This window comes from Arthrobacter sp. TJ-270 (assembly GCF_058269075.1).
In genome coordinates this window covers 827649-845392 of record NZ_JBZCNB010000001.1, presented here as the reverse complement: position 1 = coordinate 845392, position 17744 = coordinate 827649, and the positions used below count along the sequence as shown (strand labels likewise).

Annotated in this window: 19 protein-coding genes and 1 riboswitch; of the genes, 16 read left to right on the top strand and 3 right to left on the bottom strand. The window is 64.1% G+C overall.

Annotated features, from left to right (window positions below; genetic code table 11):
* Nucleotides 1-155 precede the first annotated feature (155 nt).
* Nucleotides 156-1481, bottom strand: coding sequence for a DUF2252 domain-containing protein (locus tag AC4D2M_RS04030; RefSeq protein ID WP_490890184.1), 1326 nt, complete (start codon nt 1479-1481; stop codon nt 156-158).
* Nucleotides 1482-1532: 51 nt separating this feature from the next.
* On the opposite strand from AC4D2M_RS04030, the gene AC4D2M_RS04025 reads away from it, so the two are divergent.
* The 4 genes from AC4D2M_RS04025 (at nt 1533) to AC4D2M_RS04010 (ending at nt 4466) form a co-directional block, all read left to right on the top strand.
* Entirely contained in the window at nt 1533-2348 is an 816-nt protein-coding gene (locus tag AC4D2M_RS04025; protein WP_490890182.1) for a CPBP family glutamic-type intramembrane protease, read from the top strand.
* A 61-nt stretch (nt 2349-2409) separates the two neighbouring features.
* The gene (locus AC4D2M_RS04020) at nt 2410-3609 is read left to right on the top strand and encodes a mechanosensitive ion channel family protein (RefSeq protein ID WP_490890180.1); all 1200 of its coding nucleotides are present in this window, start codon (nt 2410-2412) and stop codon (nt 3607-3609) included.
* 70 nt (nt 3610-3679) lie between these two features.
* Nucleotides 3680-4066, top strand: coding sequence for a DUF7793 family protein (locus AC4D2M_RS04015; protein WP_490890179.1), 387 nt, complete (start codon nt 3680-3682; stop codon nt 4064-4066).
* Between the two features lie 19 nt (nt 4067-4085).
* Nucleotides 4086-4466, top strand: a complete 381-nt coding sequence (locus AC4D2M_RS04010; RefSeq protein WP_490890177.1) for a DUF7793 family protein — start codon at nt 4086-4088, stop codon at nt 4464-4466.
* A 33-nt stretch (nt 4467-4499) separates the two neighbouring features.
* On the opposite strand, the gene AC4D2M_RS04005 is transcribed toward AC4D2M_RS04010, so the two are convergent.
* Nucleotides 4500-5537 (bottom strand): NAD-dependent epimerase/dehydratase family protein, encoded by a 1038-nt coding sequence (locus AC4D2M_RS04005; RefSeq protein ID WP_490890175.1) that lies wholly within the window; start codon nt 5535-5537, stop codon nt 4500-4502.
* Between the two features lie 120 nt (nt 5538-5657).
* On the opposite strand from AC4D2M_RS04005, the gene AC4D2M_RS04000 reads away from it, so the two are divergent.
* The 8 genes from AC4D2M_RS04000 (at nt 5658) to AC4D2M_RS03965 (ending at nt 13764) form a co-directional block, all read left to right on the top strand.
* Nucleotides 5658-6764, top strand: a complete 1107-nt coding sequence (locus AC4D2M_RS04000) for a YihY/virulence factor BrkB family protein (RefSeq protein WP_490890174.1) — start codon at nt 5658-5660, stop codon at nt 6762-6764.
* Nucleotides 6761-7171, top strand: a complete 411-nt coding sequence (locus AC4D2M_RS03995) for a four-helix bundle copper-binding protein (protein ID WP_490890172.1) — start codon at nt 6761-6763, stop codon at nt 7169-7171. The genes AC4D2M_RS04000 and AC4D2M_RS03995 overlap by 4 nt, the downstream gene beginning before the upstream one ends.
* Before the next feature lie 93 nt (nt 7172-7264).
* Nucleotides 7265-8257 (top strand): glutathione S-transferase family protein, encoded by a 993-nt coding sequence (locus AC4D2M_RS03990; protein ID WP_490890171.1) that lies wholly within the window; start codon nt 7265-7267, stop codon nt 8255-8257.
* 189 nt (nt 8258-8446) lie between these two features.
* Nucleotides 8447-9499, top strand: a complete 1053-nt coding sequence (locus tag AC4D2M_RS03985) for a FecCD family ABC transporter permease (protein WP_490890169.1) — start codon at nt 8447-8449, stop codon at nt 9497-9499.
* Nucleotides 9496-10560, top strand: coding sequence for a FecCD family ABC transporter permease (locus tag AC4D2M_RS03980; RefSeq protein ID WP_490890167.1), 1065 nt, complete (start codon nt 9496-9498; stop codon nt 10558-10560). Before AC4D2M_RS03985 ends, AC4D2M_RS03980 begins: the two co-directional genes overlap by 4 nt.
* A gap of 1 nt (nt 10561) precedes the next feature.
* Nucleotides 10562-11449 carry an ABC transporter ATP-binding protein gene (locus tag AC4D2M_RS03975; protein ID WP_490890165.1) on the top strand — a complete coding sequence of 296 codons (888 nt, stop codon included), beginning with the start codon at nt 10562-10564 and terminating at the stop codon, nt 11447-11449.
* A 110-nt stretch (nt 11450-11559) separates the two neighbouring features.
* Nucleotides 11560-12627: a siderophore-interacting protein gene (locus AC4D2M_RS03970; protein WP_490890164.1), complete on the top strand. Its 1068-nt coding sequence runs from the start codon at nt 11560-11562 to the stop codon at nt 12625-12627.
* Between the two features lie 127 nt (nt 12628-12754).
* Nucleotides 12755-12933, top strand: a riboswitch (cyclic di-AMP (ydaO/yuaA leader).
* A gap of 21 nt (nt 12934-12954) precedes the next feature.
* Nucleotides 12955-13764 (top strand): M23 family metallopeptidase, encoded by an 810-nt coding sequence (locus AC4D2M_RS03965; RefSeq protein ID WP_490890163.1) that lies wholly within the window; start codon nt 12955-12957, stop codon nt 13762-13764.
* 48 nt (nt 13765-13812) lie between these two features.
* Here AC4D2M_RS03965 and AC4D2M_RS03960 read toward each other — a convergent pair whose 3' ends face one another.
* Nucleotides 13813-14811 (bottom strand): diacylglycerol/lipid kinase family protein, encoded by a 999-nt coding sequence (locus tag AC4D2M_RS03960; RefSeq protein WP_490890162.1) that lies wholly within the window; start codon nt 14809-14811, stop codon nt 13813-13815.
* Between the two features lie 113 nt (nt 14812-14924).
* Here AC4D2M_RS03960 and AC4D2M_RS03955 point away from each other — a divergent pair, with 113 nt between their 5' ends.
* From AC4D2M_RS03955 to AC4D2M_RS03940, 4 genes are read left to right on the top strand one after another with little or no spacing between them, the layout of a single operon-like run.
* A complete protein-coding gene (locus tag AC4D2M_RS03955) occupies nt 14925-15164 on the top strand; it encodes a hypothetical protein (RefSeq protein ID WP_490890160.1) in 240 nt (79 codons plus the stop codon).
* 5 nt (nt 15165-15169) lie between these two features.
* Nucleotides 15170-15979, top strand: coding sequence for an SGNH/GDSL hydrolase family protein (locus AC4D2M_RS03950; RefSeq protein WP_490890158.1), 810 nt, complete (start codon nt 15170-15172; stop codon nt 15977-15979).
* 28 nt (nt 15980-16007) lie between these two features.
* The gene (locus AC4D2M_RS03945; RefSeq protein WP_490890157.1) at nt 16008-16505 is read left to right on the top strand and encodes a MarR family winged helix-turn-helix transcriptional regulator; all 498 of its coding nucleotides are present in this window, start codon (nt 16008-16010) and stop codon (nt 16503-16505) included.
* Entirely contained in the window at nt 16502-17638 is a 1137-nt protein-coding gene (locus tag AC4D2M_RS03940; RefSeq protein ID WP_490890156.1) for a glucose-1-phosphate adenylyltransferase family protein, read from the top strand. Before AC4D2M_RS03945 ends, AC4D2M_RS03940 begins: the two co-directional genes overlap by 4 nt.
* The last annotated feature ends 106 nt before the right edge of the window (nt 17639-17744 follow it).

Sequence of the window (17744 nt, the reverse complement as noted above, 5' to 3'; positions counted from 1 at the left end):
GCGAGACTCCAGGGTGAGAAGGAACAGATGTCGGGAAGCATCATCAGTAGTGCTTCTCTTAGTAAGGTATGGCTTACCTAAGTCCATCTCCAAGCCGACGAGGAGTGAACTATCTCACGTTGATTTCAGGCTGCTTCTGTGAGCACTTACCCGCATCAGGTTGACGGGACGCCCGGTATCCGGTTCTCCCGGAACGCTTCAATGAAGAGCGCATAATCGCTCCGGACCGTTCGTGCATAGGTGTGGGAGAACTCGATGATGTCGTCGATGAACTCCTCCCGGCGCCCATCAACCACCTGCATGATGGCGCGCTCGGTCTGAAAATGAACGAGATCCTGGTCGCTGTCTTCGTCCGACGCGCAGTGCACCTTGGCGGTCGCCCGTCCGAGGTCCACGAGGACCGGTTCAATTTCGTCCGGTTCCGTGAGGTTGTCCCAGCTGAGGTCCGCCTTGTAGGGCGAGAGTTCGTCGACCACGAAGCCCGTGCTGTCAATCGTGGTGTAACCGAGGAAAGTGTCGGTGTGCACCTGCAGTGCCCGCTGGCTGATCACGGTCCGATGGCCGTCATGCTCGAAGTAGGAGCGCACGCGCTCATCCGTGACAACCCTGCTCGGCGCAGCGATATTGCCCTGCTTCATAGCCAGAATGATGTCGTTCTCCAGAGCCTCGTTGTACCCCTCGATGAGCACGTTGTAGGCGGGAAGGCCGGCGCTGCCGATGCCGAAACCCGAGCTTCCGACGATGTCCTTGACGTTGTAGAAGACCTCACGGCCCGAGCGCTTGCCCTCCGGGATAGTCCCCAGATAGTCCTTGAACGCTTCTTCAACCCTTCCGTATTCATCGTCGTCGAGGCGCCGAGTCTTACTGTTGTTCTGGAAATGGCGCTCATGGTTATCGACCAGCGTCATGGAGTCGAGCAGATCGGTTCGGCGGGACGACCGCGCAGTCAGAAGCACATCGTGGATGGTGCCCGAGGTGTTGCCAAGGTGAAGCGCGAAGTCGTCCTGGCCGGCGTCGTCGTAATGCTTCACCTGGTCCAGGTACGCGGACAGGTACGTGCGTGCCAGCGAGCGCACCGATTCCTCGGGGAGCGCCTTCTGCCAGCACATCAGCGCCAGCGATGTCGTGAACCGGCGCAGGTCCCAGGAGAAGTGACCGAGGTAGGCCTCGTCGAAATCGTTGATGTCGAACGTCAGCTGCCCCGTACTGCTCATGTAGGTGCCGAAGTTCTCCGCATGGAGGTCGCCGTGGATCCACACGCGGCTGGTTTTGTCATCGGCCCACTCGTCCGTCATCTCCCGCATGTCCGCGTAGAACAGGCAGGCGCTGCCGCGGTAGAAGGCGAACGGGTCGGCGGCCATTTTGCGGAACTTCGTGCGGAACCCATGCGGGTCTGCTTCCATGAGCGGCTTGAACGCCTCGACCAGGGTGTCGGCGATGAGCGATTGACGGGTTTCGCTGTCGACAGCTTTGTCTACCATTTCGTAAGTCTAGGCGCGCGCTGACGGCAGAGCAGGGCGTAAGCTCGAATCATGATCACCACGGCGAGCCTTGACGCGCGCCCCCGGGTGCTGCCGGTCCTGTCCGCTGCCCTGGTCTCCGCATCCGGTTTCATCACTTTCGCCCTGGAGCAGAGGCTGATCGGCTATCTGTTTCTTGCCGTGGCGCTCACGGTCGCGTACTTCACCGGCAAGGCGCTTTTTCGGGACCTGTCGCTGCTGGCCATCGGCCTTGTCATCATCAGCGCGGTGCCCATCACTACCGATATCAGCTTCAGCCACATGGCGATTATGGGTACGGCGATGCTCTTCGCCGTCGCGGTTCCCTATCTGCTGTCCCGATTCGTCTTCAAGGATCACGCCATCCGCTTTCCGGTGCTCACCGGCCAGAAATGGACCCGGACGGAGCGCTGGTACCTGGTTGCGGTGGTGATTATCGGTTATCTGGTGCTGCCGGTGTACATGATCCCCACCGGGGTCTACGAGAACTGGCCCGCGGCCTCGGACCCGGGAACAATTACTCGGTTGTTCCTGGGGACCAACGTCCTCGGTATCTGGGATGAGCTGTTCTTCATCTGCACCGCATTCACCCTGCTGCGCCGCCATCTGCCCGACTGGCAGGCCAACCTCCTCCAGGCAGTGCTGTTCACGTCATTCCTCTGGGAGCTGGGTTTCCACGCCTGGGGCCCGGTCCTCATCTACCCGTTCGCGCTGATCCAGGCCTGGATCTTCTCGAAGACCAAGTCGCTGAGTTACATCGTGAGCGTGCACCTCTTGTTCGACTTTGTGCTCTTCCTGGTTTTGCTGCACGCACACAACCGGGAGTGGTTCGACATTTTCCTCTACTAGTACCCAACAGGCCGGAACGGTAATTGGACTGACCCCCTGTGCCATCTGAGACTGTAGACGGATGGACTTTCTAGATACGATCACCCCCTTCCTGGCTGTCACGGGAGCGGTGTTCGCCGCCGCCGTGCTGGGGTGGATCCTTCGCCGCGCGGCAGCACGTGCGCTCCGAAAAGTGCCGCAGATCCATGACGCCACCCGTAAATTGCGCGGTCCGCTGCAGGTGGTGCTCGCCGTCCTCGGCGTCCGGATCGCCCTCGGTGCCACCGCGCGTGAGGCCGCCTGGTTCCCGCCCGTCGACTACGTGCTGGTGCTGGCACTCATCGGGTCCCTGGCGTGGCTGCTGATCGCGGTGCTCTCCATGGTGGAGACCATGGTGCTGGGGTACTACGAAAATGCCACCCGCGACAACCGGCGCGCCCGGCGGCTCAAGACCCAGATTATGCTCGCACGGCGGGTTGCCGTCGCGGTGATCATCACTCTCGCACTGGCCAGCCTGCTGCTGACCATTGACGAAGTGCGTGCGCTGGGGGCCGGAATCCTGGCCTCCGCCGGTCTCATCTCGATCGTCGCAGGCCTCGCCGTTCAGAGTTCGCTGAGCAACGTCTTCGCCGGCGTGCAGCTGGCCTTCACCGACGCAATCCGCGTGGACGACGTCGTTCTCGTCGAGGGCGAAATGGGGACGATCGAGGAGATCACCATGACCTACGTGGTGGTTCAGTCCTGGGATGAACGCCGCATCATCCTTCCCTCCACCTATTTCACCTCCACCCCGTTCGAGAACTGGACCCGCCGCCGCTCCGAGCTGTTGGGAACCGTGGAGCTGGACCTCGACTGGCGCGTGCCGATCGAGAACATGCGTTCCCGCCTGCGCGAGATCCTCGACAGCTCCGAGCTGTGGGATGGCCGTACCGGGACGCTGCAGATCACCGCGGCCACCGACGGCGTGGTTCGTGCACGGATTCTGGTGAGCGCGGCGGACAGCGGCAACCGGTGGGACCTGCAGTGCCTCGTCCGCGAAGAAATGGTCCGGTTCATCCAGACCGAGTTCCCCGACGCTCTGCCCCGCCAGCGCTGGGAGCAGGTATCGGCGCCGTCGTCCGTTGCGGCCGTGCCCGGCCAGACCGAGAACGACGACGTGGGCCGGCCCCGTCACGACGCCCGCCTCTTCTCCGGCTCCCCGGAGGCCGAGCGCCGCGGGGAGGACTTCAGCGGTCCGCGCGAGACCGTGCTCGATGAGCGGGACGCCCGCAGGGCATCCTGACACCGTACCTGACACGGTTGATGTGAGGTGGGATACATTTGGCTTCGGTAGCCGGACGAGGGGAGAAGCGATGAACGGGGGAGCGTCCGGTCACCGTTTCGTCCTCGAACTGGAGGAGGGCTATGTCCGCGTCGAGTGGAGCGAAGGCGTCACGGTGAGCGAACAGGATGCCCTGGAACTCGTCCGAAAGCTCGACGAAGTGAACCCGGACCTGTGCGACCCGATGCTGGTGATCCTGAATTCGATGGTCTCGCTCGACGCTGCGGCTCTGGCGATCTTCGCCGGATATCTGAACGTGGCAGCACTGGCGCTCGTGGGGCCTTCAGCGGTGGATCGGCTACTCACCACTTTCTTCAACGACGTTCATCGTCCGCGATATCCCACACGCCATTTTGCGGCGCCGGCCGCGGCAATCGAGTGGCTGCTGACGCCGGGACACAGCACCTCTGAACCATGAGTCTGGGGGAGACCGAACAATGGAATATTCAGCCGACAATCATCCGCGTTTCCTGCTGACGGATGAGGGCGCCTTTCTTCGGTTGTGCTGGAATGCCGGGATAATTCTGGAGTTGCACGACGTGCAGGCGAGCATCTCCGCCGTCGAGGCGATGTCGCCCGCGTGCAAGCGGCCGCTGCTCGTGCACATAGACCTGGTTGACGGGATCACCGCTCCGGCCAGGGGCCTCCTGTTGGAAGAGACGTGCTCAAGCCGTACGGCCGTCCTCGGCAAGGACGAGGTTGCGCGCGTGATGACGGCCTTCAACTACCGCGCTGCAACGCCCAGCCGGTACTTCACGGATGAAGCACTGGCGGTCGGATGGCTGACCTCCGACGGCGCCGGCGCGCAGACGGGCTGAACCCCGAACGCTGCGCTCAGGTTCAGGCTGACCTCAGCGGCCGGGACGCAGGCTGGGGGAGCCGTCGTTCCCTTCTCCCTCAGCCATCCCGTCGAGCACCTGGCGGATGGCATCCACCGAGGTGTACTTCGGCTCCCAGCCCAGGACCGTACGGACGTGGTCGGTGTTCATGACCGGCGCCTGGGAAGCCATATCGATCCAGCCCGGGTCCGAAGCCTGCAACCGTAGACCCCATGTGGCCGCGACCAACCCACGGAGGACAGACACCGGCAGGTTGAACACACGTTTTGCTCCGAGGATGCCGGCCACGAGCGCCGGCGTGAGAACAGGATCCGCGGCGACGTTGAAGGCTCCGGATGCCCGATGCTTGACCGCCAGCCAGTAGGCCTCCGCAACGTCTTCCACGTGGAGCGCCTGAAACACGAACTCGGAAGGAATCGGCAGCACCTGCAGCAGACCCAGGCGCCGGACAAGACCTTTTGGAACCAGTGAGCCGAGGAAGTACCGACCTATCTGGCTACCCGCCTCTGTGTTGAAACTCAGGCCTGGGCGGAGCCTTGCCACGGGGATTTCCGGATACTTCTTCTCGAACTCATCCAGGAGGTCTTCCTGAACGGCCTTGTACCGGCTGTAGTGCGACGAGGGAATACCCCCGGTCGGCCAGGTCTCCGTGACCCGTTCGGTCTTCGGTGCGGGGCTGTATGCCGCAACCGAAGACGCGCAGACGAAGTGCCGCACCCCGGCGTCGGCGGCTGCGCGGAGTGCGTTCTGAGTGCCGGTCACGTTGGTGCGGTACAGGGCGTCCTCATCCCGGTTCGGCTGGATGGCCCACACCAGATGTACGACGGCGTCAGCACCCTGGAGTGCGGCGGTGAGACGTTCACGGCCGGCGTCAGTGCCGACGTCGGCGGTGTGCCACTCGACACCGCTGTACGGTGCGTGGTCCCTGGACGGCTCGCGGCGGGAAATCCCCACCAGTTCGATGGCAGGATTCTCGTCGCGGACCTGCTGGAGCCGGCGGAGGAGCGCCGTTCCCACGTTGCCGGTCGCTCCGATAACAGCAATGCGCATGTGGAACCCTTCAATCGTTGCGGAGACGTGAAAACCACACTAAACGCTCGACTACTTATTGCAATAGTAAGTATCCTTATGGTTCGGTTGAGGAAGGCAATTCGAACCGGAGGTAGAAACGTGGCCACTAAAGATCCAGCGAAGGCGGACTCGGCGGAGGAAGCAACCCAAGCCAAGGCAGCCTCGAGCCCGGACCCGGATGACTCCCGGAAGCCGGATGACCCTACCGATCTGGCCAAACCGGCCTGGGGGTACGTCTTCAAACGCACGTTGAACGAGTTCGGCAAGGACCAATGTACTGATATTGCAGCTGCCCTGACCTTCTTCGCGGTGCTGGCCATCTTCCCCGCGCTGCTGGCCCTGGTATCCATCCTCGGACTCTTCGGTCAGGCGCAGGCCACCACTGACACCGTGCTCAATATCGTCTCCAATATCGCGCCGCAGGCGGCGAACACCATCGAGCCGACGGTTGAGCAGTTGGCCTCTTCAGATGCAGCCGGCCTGACATTCGTCATCGGCTTACTCGGCGCGATCTGGTCCGCCTCCGGGTACGTCACCGCGTTCTCCCGTGCAATGAACCGCGTTTACGAAGTCGAGGAGGGACGCCCGTTCTGGAAGTTGCGCCCGATCATGCTGGTGATCACCGTCGTCGTACTGCTTCTGGTTGTGGTGATGGCGCTGCTGTTGATCGTGTCCGGGCCGGTGGCGGAAGCAATCGGCGGGGTAATTGGTCTCGGCCCAACTGCGTTGACCGTCTGGAACATCGCCAAGTGGCCGGTCCTGATTGCCGTCGCGGTACTGACGGTCGCGGTCCTGTACTATGCGACGCCCAATCTTCAGCAGCCCAAGTTCAAGTGGGTGAGTATCGGCTCGATGATTGCGCTGCTGGTCCTTGCCATCGCAACGGTGGCTTTCTCCTTCTACATCGCAAACTTCGGCAACTACCAGCAAACCTACGGCGCTATTGCCGGCGTCATCATCTTCCTGCTGTGGCTGTGGCTTGCGAATCTCTCCCTGCTGTTCGGGGCAGAAGTCGACGCCGAACTTGAGCGAGGCCGTGAATTGCAGGCGGGCATCAAGGCGGAGGAAACCGTGCAGTTGCCGCCCCGTGACACCAAGGCTGCCGAGAAGAAGCGCGACAAGCAGATCGAACTGGTCGATGAAGGTCGCGAACTGCGTCACAAATACGGCCGTGATCATGAGACCCAGAAGGCAGGCAAGTCATGACCCATATCGCTGACATGATCATCGCCCACCCGCGACCCTCCGGTCAGGTTCAGGCGGGGGACCTGGCGGCCACCATCGAGGCATGCCTGGACTGCGTCGCCACCTGCGGGAGTTGCGCGGACGCCTGCCTCGGTGAGGAGGGCATCGAGGACCTCCGGCACTGCATCCGGACGAATCAGGATTGCGCTGACATCTGCCTGGCCACCGCCCGGATGCTTCAACGCCAGGGCGGGCACCATCCCGCGGTCCTTGCGCCGTTGCTCGAGGCCTGTCTGCAGGCCTGCCGGAACTGTGCGGAGGAATGCGAGCGCCACGCCTCGATGCACGATCACTGCAGGATCTGTGCCGAAGCCTGCCGCCGCTGTGAAGCGGCCTGCACCGCGCTGCTTGGATCGCTTGCGCAGTAGGGGTTGCAGGTGCAGGTAGGAGAGCAAGCATCCCACCGCCGGTGCTCAACGAACTCCATTCATGACCGGTATACAACCACCTAGGGTGAAATCATGAGCCAATCCGACCACAGCACCAAGGGTGCCTACGTGGACTCCGGCAAGGAGTTCAAGCGGGACACCCAATACATTGAAACGCGGATCACGCGCGACGGCGCGGACGGCTTCCCGGTGGAGTCGGGGCGCTACCGTCTGATCGCCGCCCGGGCCTGCCCATGGGCCAACCGGGCAATTATCGTCCGGCGGCTCCTGGGGCTGGAGGAAGCCATCTCCATGGGTACGCCCGGGCCCACCCATGACAAGCGGTCCTGGACATTCGACCTCGATCCGGGGGGCAGGGACCCTGTGCTGGGGATCGAGCGGCTCCAGGAGGCATACTTCAAGCGGCATCCGGACTACCCCCGCGGTATTACCGTGCCGGCGATCGTCGACGTCAATTCCGGCGCAGTGGTCACGAACAACTTCCCGCAGATCACCCTCGACTTCTCCACGGAGTGGAAGGAACACCACCGGGAAGGTGCCCCTGACCTCTACCCGGAGGACCTGAGGGAGGAGATCGACTCTGTCAACAAACGGGTTTTCACGGAGGTCAACAACGGGGTCTACCGTTGCGGTTTCGCCGGATCGCAGGAAGCGTACAACGACGCCTATGACCGACTCTTCACCGCCCTGGACTGGCTCGAGGAAAGGCTGACCGGTCAGCGGTACCTGGTAGGTGATTCGATCACGGAAGCTGACGTGCGGCTCTTTACGACGCTGGCGCGGTTCGACCCGGTGTACCACGGCCACTTCAAGTGCAATCGGAACAAACTCACGGAGATGCCGGCTCTGTGGGGGTACGCGCGGGATCTCTTCCAAACCCCCGGTTTCGGCGACACGATCGACTTCGAGCAGATCAAGAAGCACTATTACATCGTCCACGAGGACATCAACCCCACGCAGATCGTGCCGAAGGGCCCGTCGCTGGACAACTGGCACACCGAACACCAGCGCGAGCGCCTCGGAGGAAGTCCTTTCGGGCGCGGAACCGCGCCCCCCGCGCCCTAGCGGAAAGTTTGTGCAGCTCCGGCGACTTCGGCGGCGCTGAAACCACCGGAGCTGCACAAACTTTCCAGGGTCACCCAGGGAAATAGCGAACAGAACCGTTTCCTAATGCTGCTATGCATAGGCTAGCCTTACTTGAGTCCGTCCCGGTGACTGTCCGGCGACTTCGGGTATTGGCTCAAGGAGGCAGGCATGGCACTCGATGCCCCTGCCTCTCCGCTGGACCTCCGCACGCAGCGCGCACCGAAACGGCCCGCCGCCCGGGGCGTGAAGCTGGTCGCTGCGTTCCTCGTGCTCGCGTTCGCGTGTGCTGCGTCCCTGGCAATCGGAGCCCGGCCCATCGGTGTGGAAACCCTTGTGCAGGCCCTGACAGCTCTGGACCCCGCTAACGGTGACCATGCCGTCGTACTCTCGCGCATCCCGCGAACCATCGTCGGCCTGCTCGCCGGAGCCGCCCTCGGCCTGGCTGGAGCAGCCATGCAGGGTGTCGCCCGCAACCCGCTCGCGGATCCGGGAATCCTCGGCATCAACTCCGGTGCCGCGCTCGCCGTCGTGATCGGTATCTTCGTCTTCGGTGTCACCAACTTCACCGGGTACATCTGGTTTGCCTTCCTCGGAGCAACCGCCGCCGCGGTGCTGGTCTACGCCGTCGCCAGCCTCGGGCGCGACGGCGCTACTCCCGTGAAGCTCGCGCTTGCCGGCGCTGCACTCTCCGCCGGGATGGTCTCGCTCCTGAACGCCGTGCTGGTTTCCAGCCAGCAGACCTTCGACACATTCAGGTTCTGGCAGGTAGGCTCCGTAGCCGGCCGCGGCTGGGACGTCATCTTGCCGGTGCTGCCGTTCCTTGCCTTCGGATTCGCCCTGACCCTGCTCACAGGCAAGGTGCTCAACAGCCTTTCACTCGGCGACGACATAGCCCGCGGACTGGGCCAGAACGTCACGCTCGCCCGCGCGCTCACGGCACTCGGCGTCGTCGTGCTCTGCGGAGCTGCGACAGCGGCCGCCGGCCCTATCGGATTTATCGGCCTCGTCATTCCGCACGTGGTGCGTGCGTTCACGGGCCCTGATTACAGGTGGATCCTTCCGTTCTCCATGGTGCTCGCGCCGGTGCTGCTGCTGGCCGCCGACATCCTCGGACGCGTTATCCTCCCGCCCGGTGAGGTGCAGGTGGGCATCCTCACCGCAATCATCGGTGCCCCCGTATTCATCTGGCTGGTGCGGCGCCGGAAGATGGCTGAATTATGAGCCTCGCAGTCCGTCCCACACCCGCTGAGCACGCAGGTGACAAAGGCCTGGGTCTCCCGCAGCGCCATCAGCTGCGCACTCAGCGGGCCGTGAAGATCGGTGTGCTGGCGTTCCTCGTCGTCGTGCTCAGCGCCGTCACGCTCCTGCTGGGCCGCTACACCGTCACCATCCCCGACTTCTTCCGCATCGTGGCAGGCGCCGACATCCCGGGAGCCAGTTTCATCGTGATGGAGAACCGGATTCCCCGCGTCCTGATCGGCGTCATGATCGGTGGAGCCTTCGGCGTTGCCGGAGCGGTGTTCCAGACCATGCTCCGCAATCCGCTTGCCAGCCCCGACATCATCGGCATCAGCTACGGAGCCAGCGCGGCGGCCGTCTTCGCGATCGCGTTCCTCGGCGCATCCGGCCTCGTCCTCTCAGGCTTCGCCATGGGCGGCGCCCTGGTGGTTGCGCTGGCCATCTATTTCATCTCCCGGCGGGGCTCGGTGGCAGGATACCGGCTCATCCTGGTCGGCATCGGGTTCGCGGCGGTCCTGCAGTCCGTGGTCAGCTTCCTCCTCACCCGCACCGACATCACCGTTGCAACCGACGCCCTCGCGTGGCTGAACGGTTCGCTCAACTCGAGCAACTGGGACCGGGTGAGCATACTGTCCGTTGCGCTGGTGGTGCTGGCGCCCGCCGTCGTCGTACTGTCCCGCTCGCTGCGGGGGCTGGAACTGGGCGACGACGCCGCAGCCGGACTGGGCGTGAGTGTCGAACGGTCACGGCTGGCGCTGATCGTCACCGGGGTGCTCCTCGCCGCAGTTGCGACGGCGGCTGCCGGGCCGGTCTCCTTCATCGCGTTCCTCTCCGGTCCGATCGCCCGGCGCCTCCTCGGCGGGTACCGCCCGCTGGTGACGGCAGCGCTGGTCGGAGCGGTCATCGTCCTGGCAGCGGATTTCGTGGGTGCGAACCTGATTCCAGGAGTTTCCCTGCCGGTCGGAGTGATCACGGGTGTGCTCGGCGCCCCGTTCCTCCTCTGGCTTCTTGCCACATCCAACCGATCAGGCCAGGGAGGCTGACATGAGGTTGAACGCCAGAGACCTGACGCTCGCGTACGACAACCGCCGGGTGGTCGAAGATCTCACCGTCGAACTGCCGACGGGCAAGATCACAGTTATCGTCGGGGCGAACGCCTGCGGCAAGTCCACCCTGCTCCGCGGCCTGGCGCGGTTGCTCAAGCCTGCGGCGGGAACGGTGCTGCTGGACGGCAAGGACATCCATTCACTGTCCACCCGCGCGGTGGCGAAGACTCTCGGCCTGCTTCCGCAGACCCCGGTGGCTCCGGACGGAATCGCGGTGGTGGACCTCGTGGGTCGTGGCCGCTACCCTCACCAGGGCTGGTTCCGGCAGTGGAGCGCCGACGACGACGCCGCCGTTGCCTCCGCCCTGCGCGTCACCGACACGCTGGAGCTCGCAGACCGCAACGTCGACGAACTCTCCGGCGGTCAGCGGCAGCGCGTCTGGATTGCCATGGCGCTGGCGCAGCAAACCGACATTTTGCTTCTGGATGAACCGACCACATTCCTTGACGTGGCGCACCAGGTGGAAGTCCTCGACCTGATCACGGATCTGAACCGTACTGCGGGCACCACCGTCGCAATAGTCCTGCATGACCTGAACCTCGCCGCGCGTTACGCGGACCACCTGATCGCCATGAAGGGCGGCCGCATTGTCGCCGAGGGCTCGCCGTCGAGGGTGGTCACAGCGGAGACGGTCGCCGAGGTCTTCGGCCTGGAATCGCAGGTTATCCCTGATCCCGTTTCGGGCACGCCGATGGTCGTGCCCATCGGGCGGCATCACGCCGCCCCCCGCAATGCAAGCGCAAAGACCACCCCTGAGGGCGTCACGGGTTTTTTACCGAACCCGCAGGACGGGCTCCCCGCACCGGCAATGGAGGCAGCATCGTGACAGAAGTCAGCACAGCGCATCGGGCCCGAAGGACGAGAACGGAGTCAACGTCAGAGACGGGGCCGGAGGCAACTCCACGGCCCGCCGCAGTTGCAGGTGCACAGGCGGCCGTGTCCGCGATCCGCGCGTTCAACGTCGTGGTCAGCCGTGTGGAGCACGTCAGCGCGAATTTCCGTCGCATCACGTTCGGTGGTGCCTGCCTTTCCGGCTTCGGCGTCCAGGGTTCCACCCTGGATCTGCGCATCAAGGTTATGATCCCGCCGACCGGCGGTGAAGGCGCGGACCTCGGCGCGCTCATGGACGGCGCGGGCAGCGGGTGGTACCAGCAGTGGCTTTCCCTCCAGCCCGCGGAACGCGGGGACATGCGCACGTACACGGTCCGCGAATCACGCTGCAATCAGGAGGTTCCTGAGCTGGACGTCGACTTCGTGATGCACTTCGACGCGGACGGGAAGGGCGGCCCGGCCTCGCAGTGGGCCGCATCGGCTGAGCCGGGCGACCGGGTATGGCTGATCGGGCCAAACATCCATGCCGCAACCTGCTCAACCGCCGGCGCGTACGGCGGCATCGAGTGGCGCCCCGGCCTGGCCCAGAACGTTCTGCTCGCGGGGGATGAGACGGCCGTTCCGGCGATCAGCGCCATCCTTGAGTCACTGCCGGAGGACGTCAGCGGCCACGCGTTCCTGGAAGTCCCGGACGGACCTGACTGCCAGGACATCCGGACCCGTTCCGGCGTAGGTATCAGCTGGCTGGTGCGCGGCGGCCGTCCGCACGGTGAACTGCTCGATGCGGCCGTTCGTCAGGCGGTCAGGGTCCCGGGCTGGGTATCCCTGGCGGCGCCCTTCCGCGTGAGCCTGGGCTCCGACACACCCTCAGGGCAGGCACTTGCCGCGGCAGCCCGTGCCGGCGGTCCTGAACGGGCAGCCGGACCCGAGCCGGAGGACATCGACATTGACAAGACCATCCTCTGGGAGACGCCCCAGCTACTGGATGCCGCGGCCCTTGACGGCTCGCTGAACCCGGACAAGCCTTCGGGCGCGCTGCCGTTTTATGCCTGGATTGCCGGTGAAGCCGCCGTGGTCCGAGGGTTGCGCCGTTACCTCGTGCGAGACGTCGGCATCGACCGCAAGCAGGTCGCTTTCATGGGTTACTGGCGTAGGGGTAAATCCGAACTCTGATAGCACAGGGCGGACGCAATTCCCGTGATCGCCACATAACGAATTTGTAACTTTCGGCAGGGTGCCGTACCGTTGAACCAGGTCATGCGTATCATCGTGGCCGCCGGACTGTACGCCTAGCCCTGTCACCTGTCCGGTTCCTCATCCTCGAAGACAGGGGCGGAGAACCCAATCCGGGCAGTCGGTCTGCCTTTGGGGTGAAGCCTGCAAATTCTTTGATCCCGCCCAAGCGCGGCCATCAAGGTAAGGCCGAGTAACTCTTGCTCGAACCCGACAGCTAACTTCGCCGGCGTCAAGAGAGGCAATCCCTTGTCCCAGCATGATTCCGTGGGCACTCCTGTGCCTGTTTCGGCCGGTCACCGTTCATCGCCAACACATGCCGGAAGTCGGACCCGACGCGCTGAGCGCCGCCATGATCGTGCACGGCGCCGTGTCCGCGCGCTGCTCTGCGTCGGCGGAGCCCTCACAGCTGCGTCAGGGCTTGCGCTGACCCAGGCAGGGCCGCCATTGCTGACAGAGGCAGGGCTGGTGAGGGCGAGCGAGACGCAGAGCGTCACCGCCCCCGAGGACGCCGCAGTGGATTTCAACCGCAAGTCGGTTGCACCGTCGTCGCCCAACGACATGCCCGCTGGGGAGAGCAAGGTTTCGACGCTATCCGAGGGCGAAATCACGGTCGCCCAAGCCGAACCCAGCCGTAAGCCGGCGGAGGCGCCCAGCAAGGAGCCGGCAGAAAAACCTGCTGAGGAACCATCGCTCGGTGCGCCGCTGAGCAAGCTTTCGGTGGCTTCCGCATACGGCAAGCGGATCAATCCGATGAGCGGGTACGGCGAGGAAATGCACACGGGCACGGATTTCGCCGGGGCCTGCGGCACGCCGGTACTTGCCGCGGGCTCAGGCACCGTAACCGAATCCGGGTGGCACCCCTATGGCGGGGGTCAGCGCATTGTGATCGACCACGGCGGGGGACTGCAGACCACCTACAACCACCTCGCCTCACTGGGCACCACCGTTGGTGAGAAAATCGACCGCGCAGAGGCTATCGGCGCAGTGGGAAGCACCGGCAACTCCACCGGCTGCCATCTGCATTTTGAAGTGGTCGTCGATGGGAAGACAGTCGACCCGGGCGGCCACCTCTAGCGACTACCGGGCTCCCGACGCTCGCGCCGGGTCCCTGACCCGTTGGACCTACGGCACCGGGTCGGTCAGGATCGCCGGGTCCTTCTTGCCGTACGGCATCCGCACCTTCAGCGAGTCCGGTTCCACCCGGAAGGACATGTGCGTGCCCTGGCCGAGCGGGTCGCCGTCGAGCTCGATTTCCAGCGGCGTGTCAGACTCCACCTCTGCGGCCTTGCACTGGTAATACTCCACCGATGGGTCCTTGCCCTTGCCCCGCGCCAGGAGCTTGCCGACGACAGCGAACCACCCGAACTTGCCCCGCGGCGCGATGGTCATGATGTCCAGCAGCCCGTCGTTGAGCCTGGCGCCCGGAAAGATCTCCAGGCCGCCCATAATCTTTCCGCAGTTGCCTCCCATGACGCTGCGTAGGCGGCGGGTGACCCGCTTGCCGCCGTCGATCGAGATATGAACCTTGGAGGGCTTGCCCGGGAGGTTCCGGAGGCCGGCGTCGACGTATGCGAGCCAGCCCACCTTGTCCTTGAGGTCGTCGCGGGTATCAGCCATCACCGAAGCGTCGAAGCCAAGCCCGGCCATCACGAGGAAGACATGCGCGTCCTGTGCCCGGTCCACATTCACATGCACCACATCGATCAGCCGTTCGGTGCCACCGAGTGCCGCTTCGACGGCTCCGCGGGGATCGTCGACGTCGATGTCGAGGTTGCGCGCGAGCAGGTTGCCGGTGCCCAGCGGCAGCAGGCCGAGTGCCGTCGTCGTGCCGGCCAGTTCCTCCGCCACGCACCGTACGGTGCCGTCGCCGCCGGCCGCGATGACGACGTCGACCCCTTCCCTGAGCGCCTCCTGTGCCTGGCCGTGCCCCGGATCATCCTCGGTGGTCTCAAGGAAGAGGGGTTCCTGCCACCCCTTCTCGAGGCTCAGTTCCGTGACGATTGCGCGGATATCCTCCTCGGTGGGCTTGACCGGGTTGAGGATCAGGGCGGCGCGCTTTGTCCGCGATTCCGACTGCGTTTCCGACCGCGTTTCAGACTCGGTGTCCGGCAAAGAAGCCATGGGTATTCTCCTGACGAGAGTGGTTGTAATCGAGCTTAGCGTCTGCCCCTCACCCGGTGCGCGAAGAGTTTTTACGGGACTATGCTGGGTGGTCAAAACCAGAAGGAGGAGTCATGACACAGGACCAATCCAGCGCAGGCCGGGGCAGCGGGCCGGAAGAGGGTGCCGAGGAGGGCAACCCGCTGAGCGGATCTCCCACGTTCCCGAACCCGTCCTCGGCCCGTCCCACCGGTGACACCACCGGGTTCAACGGCTCGTACACCGAGACCGAGCACCACACCCAGCACGAGTACGACGCCGAGAACCAGCACGCCGAGGGTGACTCCAGTCCCCGTTCCGGCGAGGAGGACTGACACTATTGGGCACTGAGTCTCCGGGCACCGAATTCGCCCATCGTTATGTCGCTCTTGGCGATTCCTTCACCGAGGGCGTGGGGGACTGGGACCCGCAAAGTCCCAACGGCGTGCGCGGCTGGGCTGACCGCGTCGCCGAGCAGTTGGTCCTCGCCGACCCGTCCTGGGGCTACGCGAACCTGGCCATCCGCGGCCGGAAGATGCGGCAGATCCTCTCCGAACAGGTCGATGCGGCGCTCGCCCTGAAACCGACCCTGGCAACCATCTATGCAGGCGCCAATGACATTCTGCGGCCCTCCATCGACCTGGACGCGCTTCTCGAAGAGTACGACGCCGGCATCGCCCGCCTGCGGAACAGCGGTGCCGCTGTGGTGCTCTTCACCGGGTTCGACTCGTCGAAGTCGGCCGTTTTCGGCAAAACCCGCGGGCGCACAGCCATCTACAACGAACTTGTCCGGGAAATCGCGGATCGGCACGATGCCGAGGTGGCTGACTACTGGCGGATGCGGGAGTTCCAGAACTGGGGGTACTGGGACGTAGACCGGATGCATATGTCCGCTGCCGGGCATACGCTCATGGCGGTTCGGGTTCTGGAAGTCCTGAAGTCCGCGCACAGTATCGAACTGCCCGAACTCGAGGCGCGCCCGGCTGCCTCGCGGCTTGTCCAACTCCGGAAAGATGCCCTGTGGGCTCGTGACTACCTCGGACCGTGGGTGGGCAGGCGGCTACGCAGGCAGTCATCCGGGGACGCGTTCACCGCGAAGTACCCGGAACTGACCCACCCGGTTAGGACACAGCAAACAACGTCCCCGTGACAGCCGGTCGTCTGCGAGAATGATCGTCATGACTGGCGCGCGGTGGTTGAATCCGGCCGAAAGACAAGCGTGGCTTGCACTCTATGCCGTGGCTACTATGCTGCCGGGGACGCTGGACGCCAATTTGAATAAGCGTGCCAAGATCACCCTGTTCGACTATCACGTCCTCGCCATGCTTTCGGAGGCAGAGGACCGGACGCTTCCCATGAGTGAGCTCGCCGGCCGGTCCAACGCTTCGCTTTCGCGGTTGAGTCATGTGGTCACAAAGCTGGAGACCCGCGGCTGGGTGCAGCGGAGCCAGAGCACCAGGGACCTCCGGGTTACCACCGCTTCCATCACCCAGGAAGGCCTTGGCAACCTGCAGTCACTCGCCGTCGAGCATGTGGAGCATGTCCGGCAGCTGGTTTTCCACGGGCTCGATGAGCGAGACATTGCTGACCTTGAGCGGGTGGGCAAGAAGATCCTGGCCAGGCTCGATGACGGCCACTGGATTCTGAAGCAGTCCCAGCCGGCGGGTTCGGTGTGAACAAGCCGTCCGTTCTGGCGCTGATTCTGGCTGGAGGCACCGGCGGACGGTTGGGCGCGCTTACAGAAAGGAAAGCCAAGCCTGTTGTGCCGGTGGGCGGAACATACCGCCTTATCGACGTCCCGCTCTCGAACCTTCACCACAGCCACATCTCGGATGTCTGGGTGGTGGAGCAGTACCAGCCCAAATCGATTAATGACCATCTGGCCAACGGCCGTCCCTGGGATCTGGACCGCACCAACGGCGGACTGCGTATGCTGTCGCCTTTTCAGGGCGAGCACGGCGAAGGCTTCGCGGCAGGCAACGCGGACGGCCTGTACCGGCAGGCGGAATTCATCCGTCAGTTCGATCCGGACCTGGTTCTGGTCCTCAGCGCTGACCACCTCTATCAGCTCGACTACCGCGACGTCATCAAGACCCACCAGGACACCGGTGCGGTACTCACCATGGTGACCAAACAGTTCGACGGCGATGCCTCCCAACACGGTGTCGTAGAGGTGGAAGACGGCCTGGTGACCGCCTTCGAATACAAACCGGAGAAACCCCGCACCGATGTGGTGGCGGCAGAGATCTTTCTCTACTCCACCGACGTCCTGCTGGACACGCTCGAGGAACTGCATGAAAAGGAGGGTGAGCTGGAGGATTACGGGGACCAGCTGATCCCGTACCTGGTCGAAAACTGCACCGTCGCAGAGCACCGGCTCGATTCCTACTGGCTGGACCTCGGCACACCGAAGAGCTATTACCGTGCTCATATGGACCTGCTGGCAGGAAACGGCCTGGCTTTCGACGATCCCGCATGGCCGATCCTCAGCGCCAGCCCCCGCAGGCTGCCCGCCTTCATCGAGGGCACTGCGCGGATCGGGTCCAGTCTCATCTCACCGGGCGCACGCATTGCAGGATCCGTCACGCACAGCGTCATAGGGCCTGACGCAGTGGTGGAGGAGGGCGCCGTCGTCGAGCATTCAGTGGTGCTGGACCGGGTTCGCATCCCTGCGGGTACGGTGCTGCGGTGGGCTGTCGTGGACACCGGCGCCCACCTCAGTCCCGGCGAGATCGGTGAAACAGACGTTGTTACGGTCGTTGACGCCAACGGCGAGGCCACGCGTCCCGACGAGTCGAACGGCCGCTGAGGCCCTGCAATTGGTCTTAAAGCGGGCTGCCTCCTAGAATGGAAAGGCATCAGGCGGCGGAGCGTGCGCAATTGCTCCGGTTCTCGGGACTTTTTCTCGTCCGAGG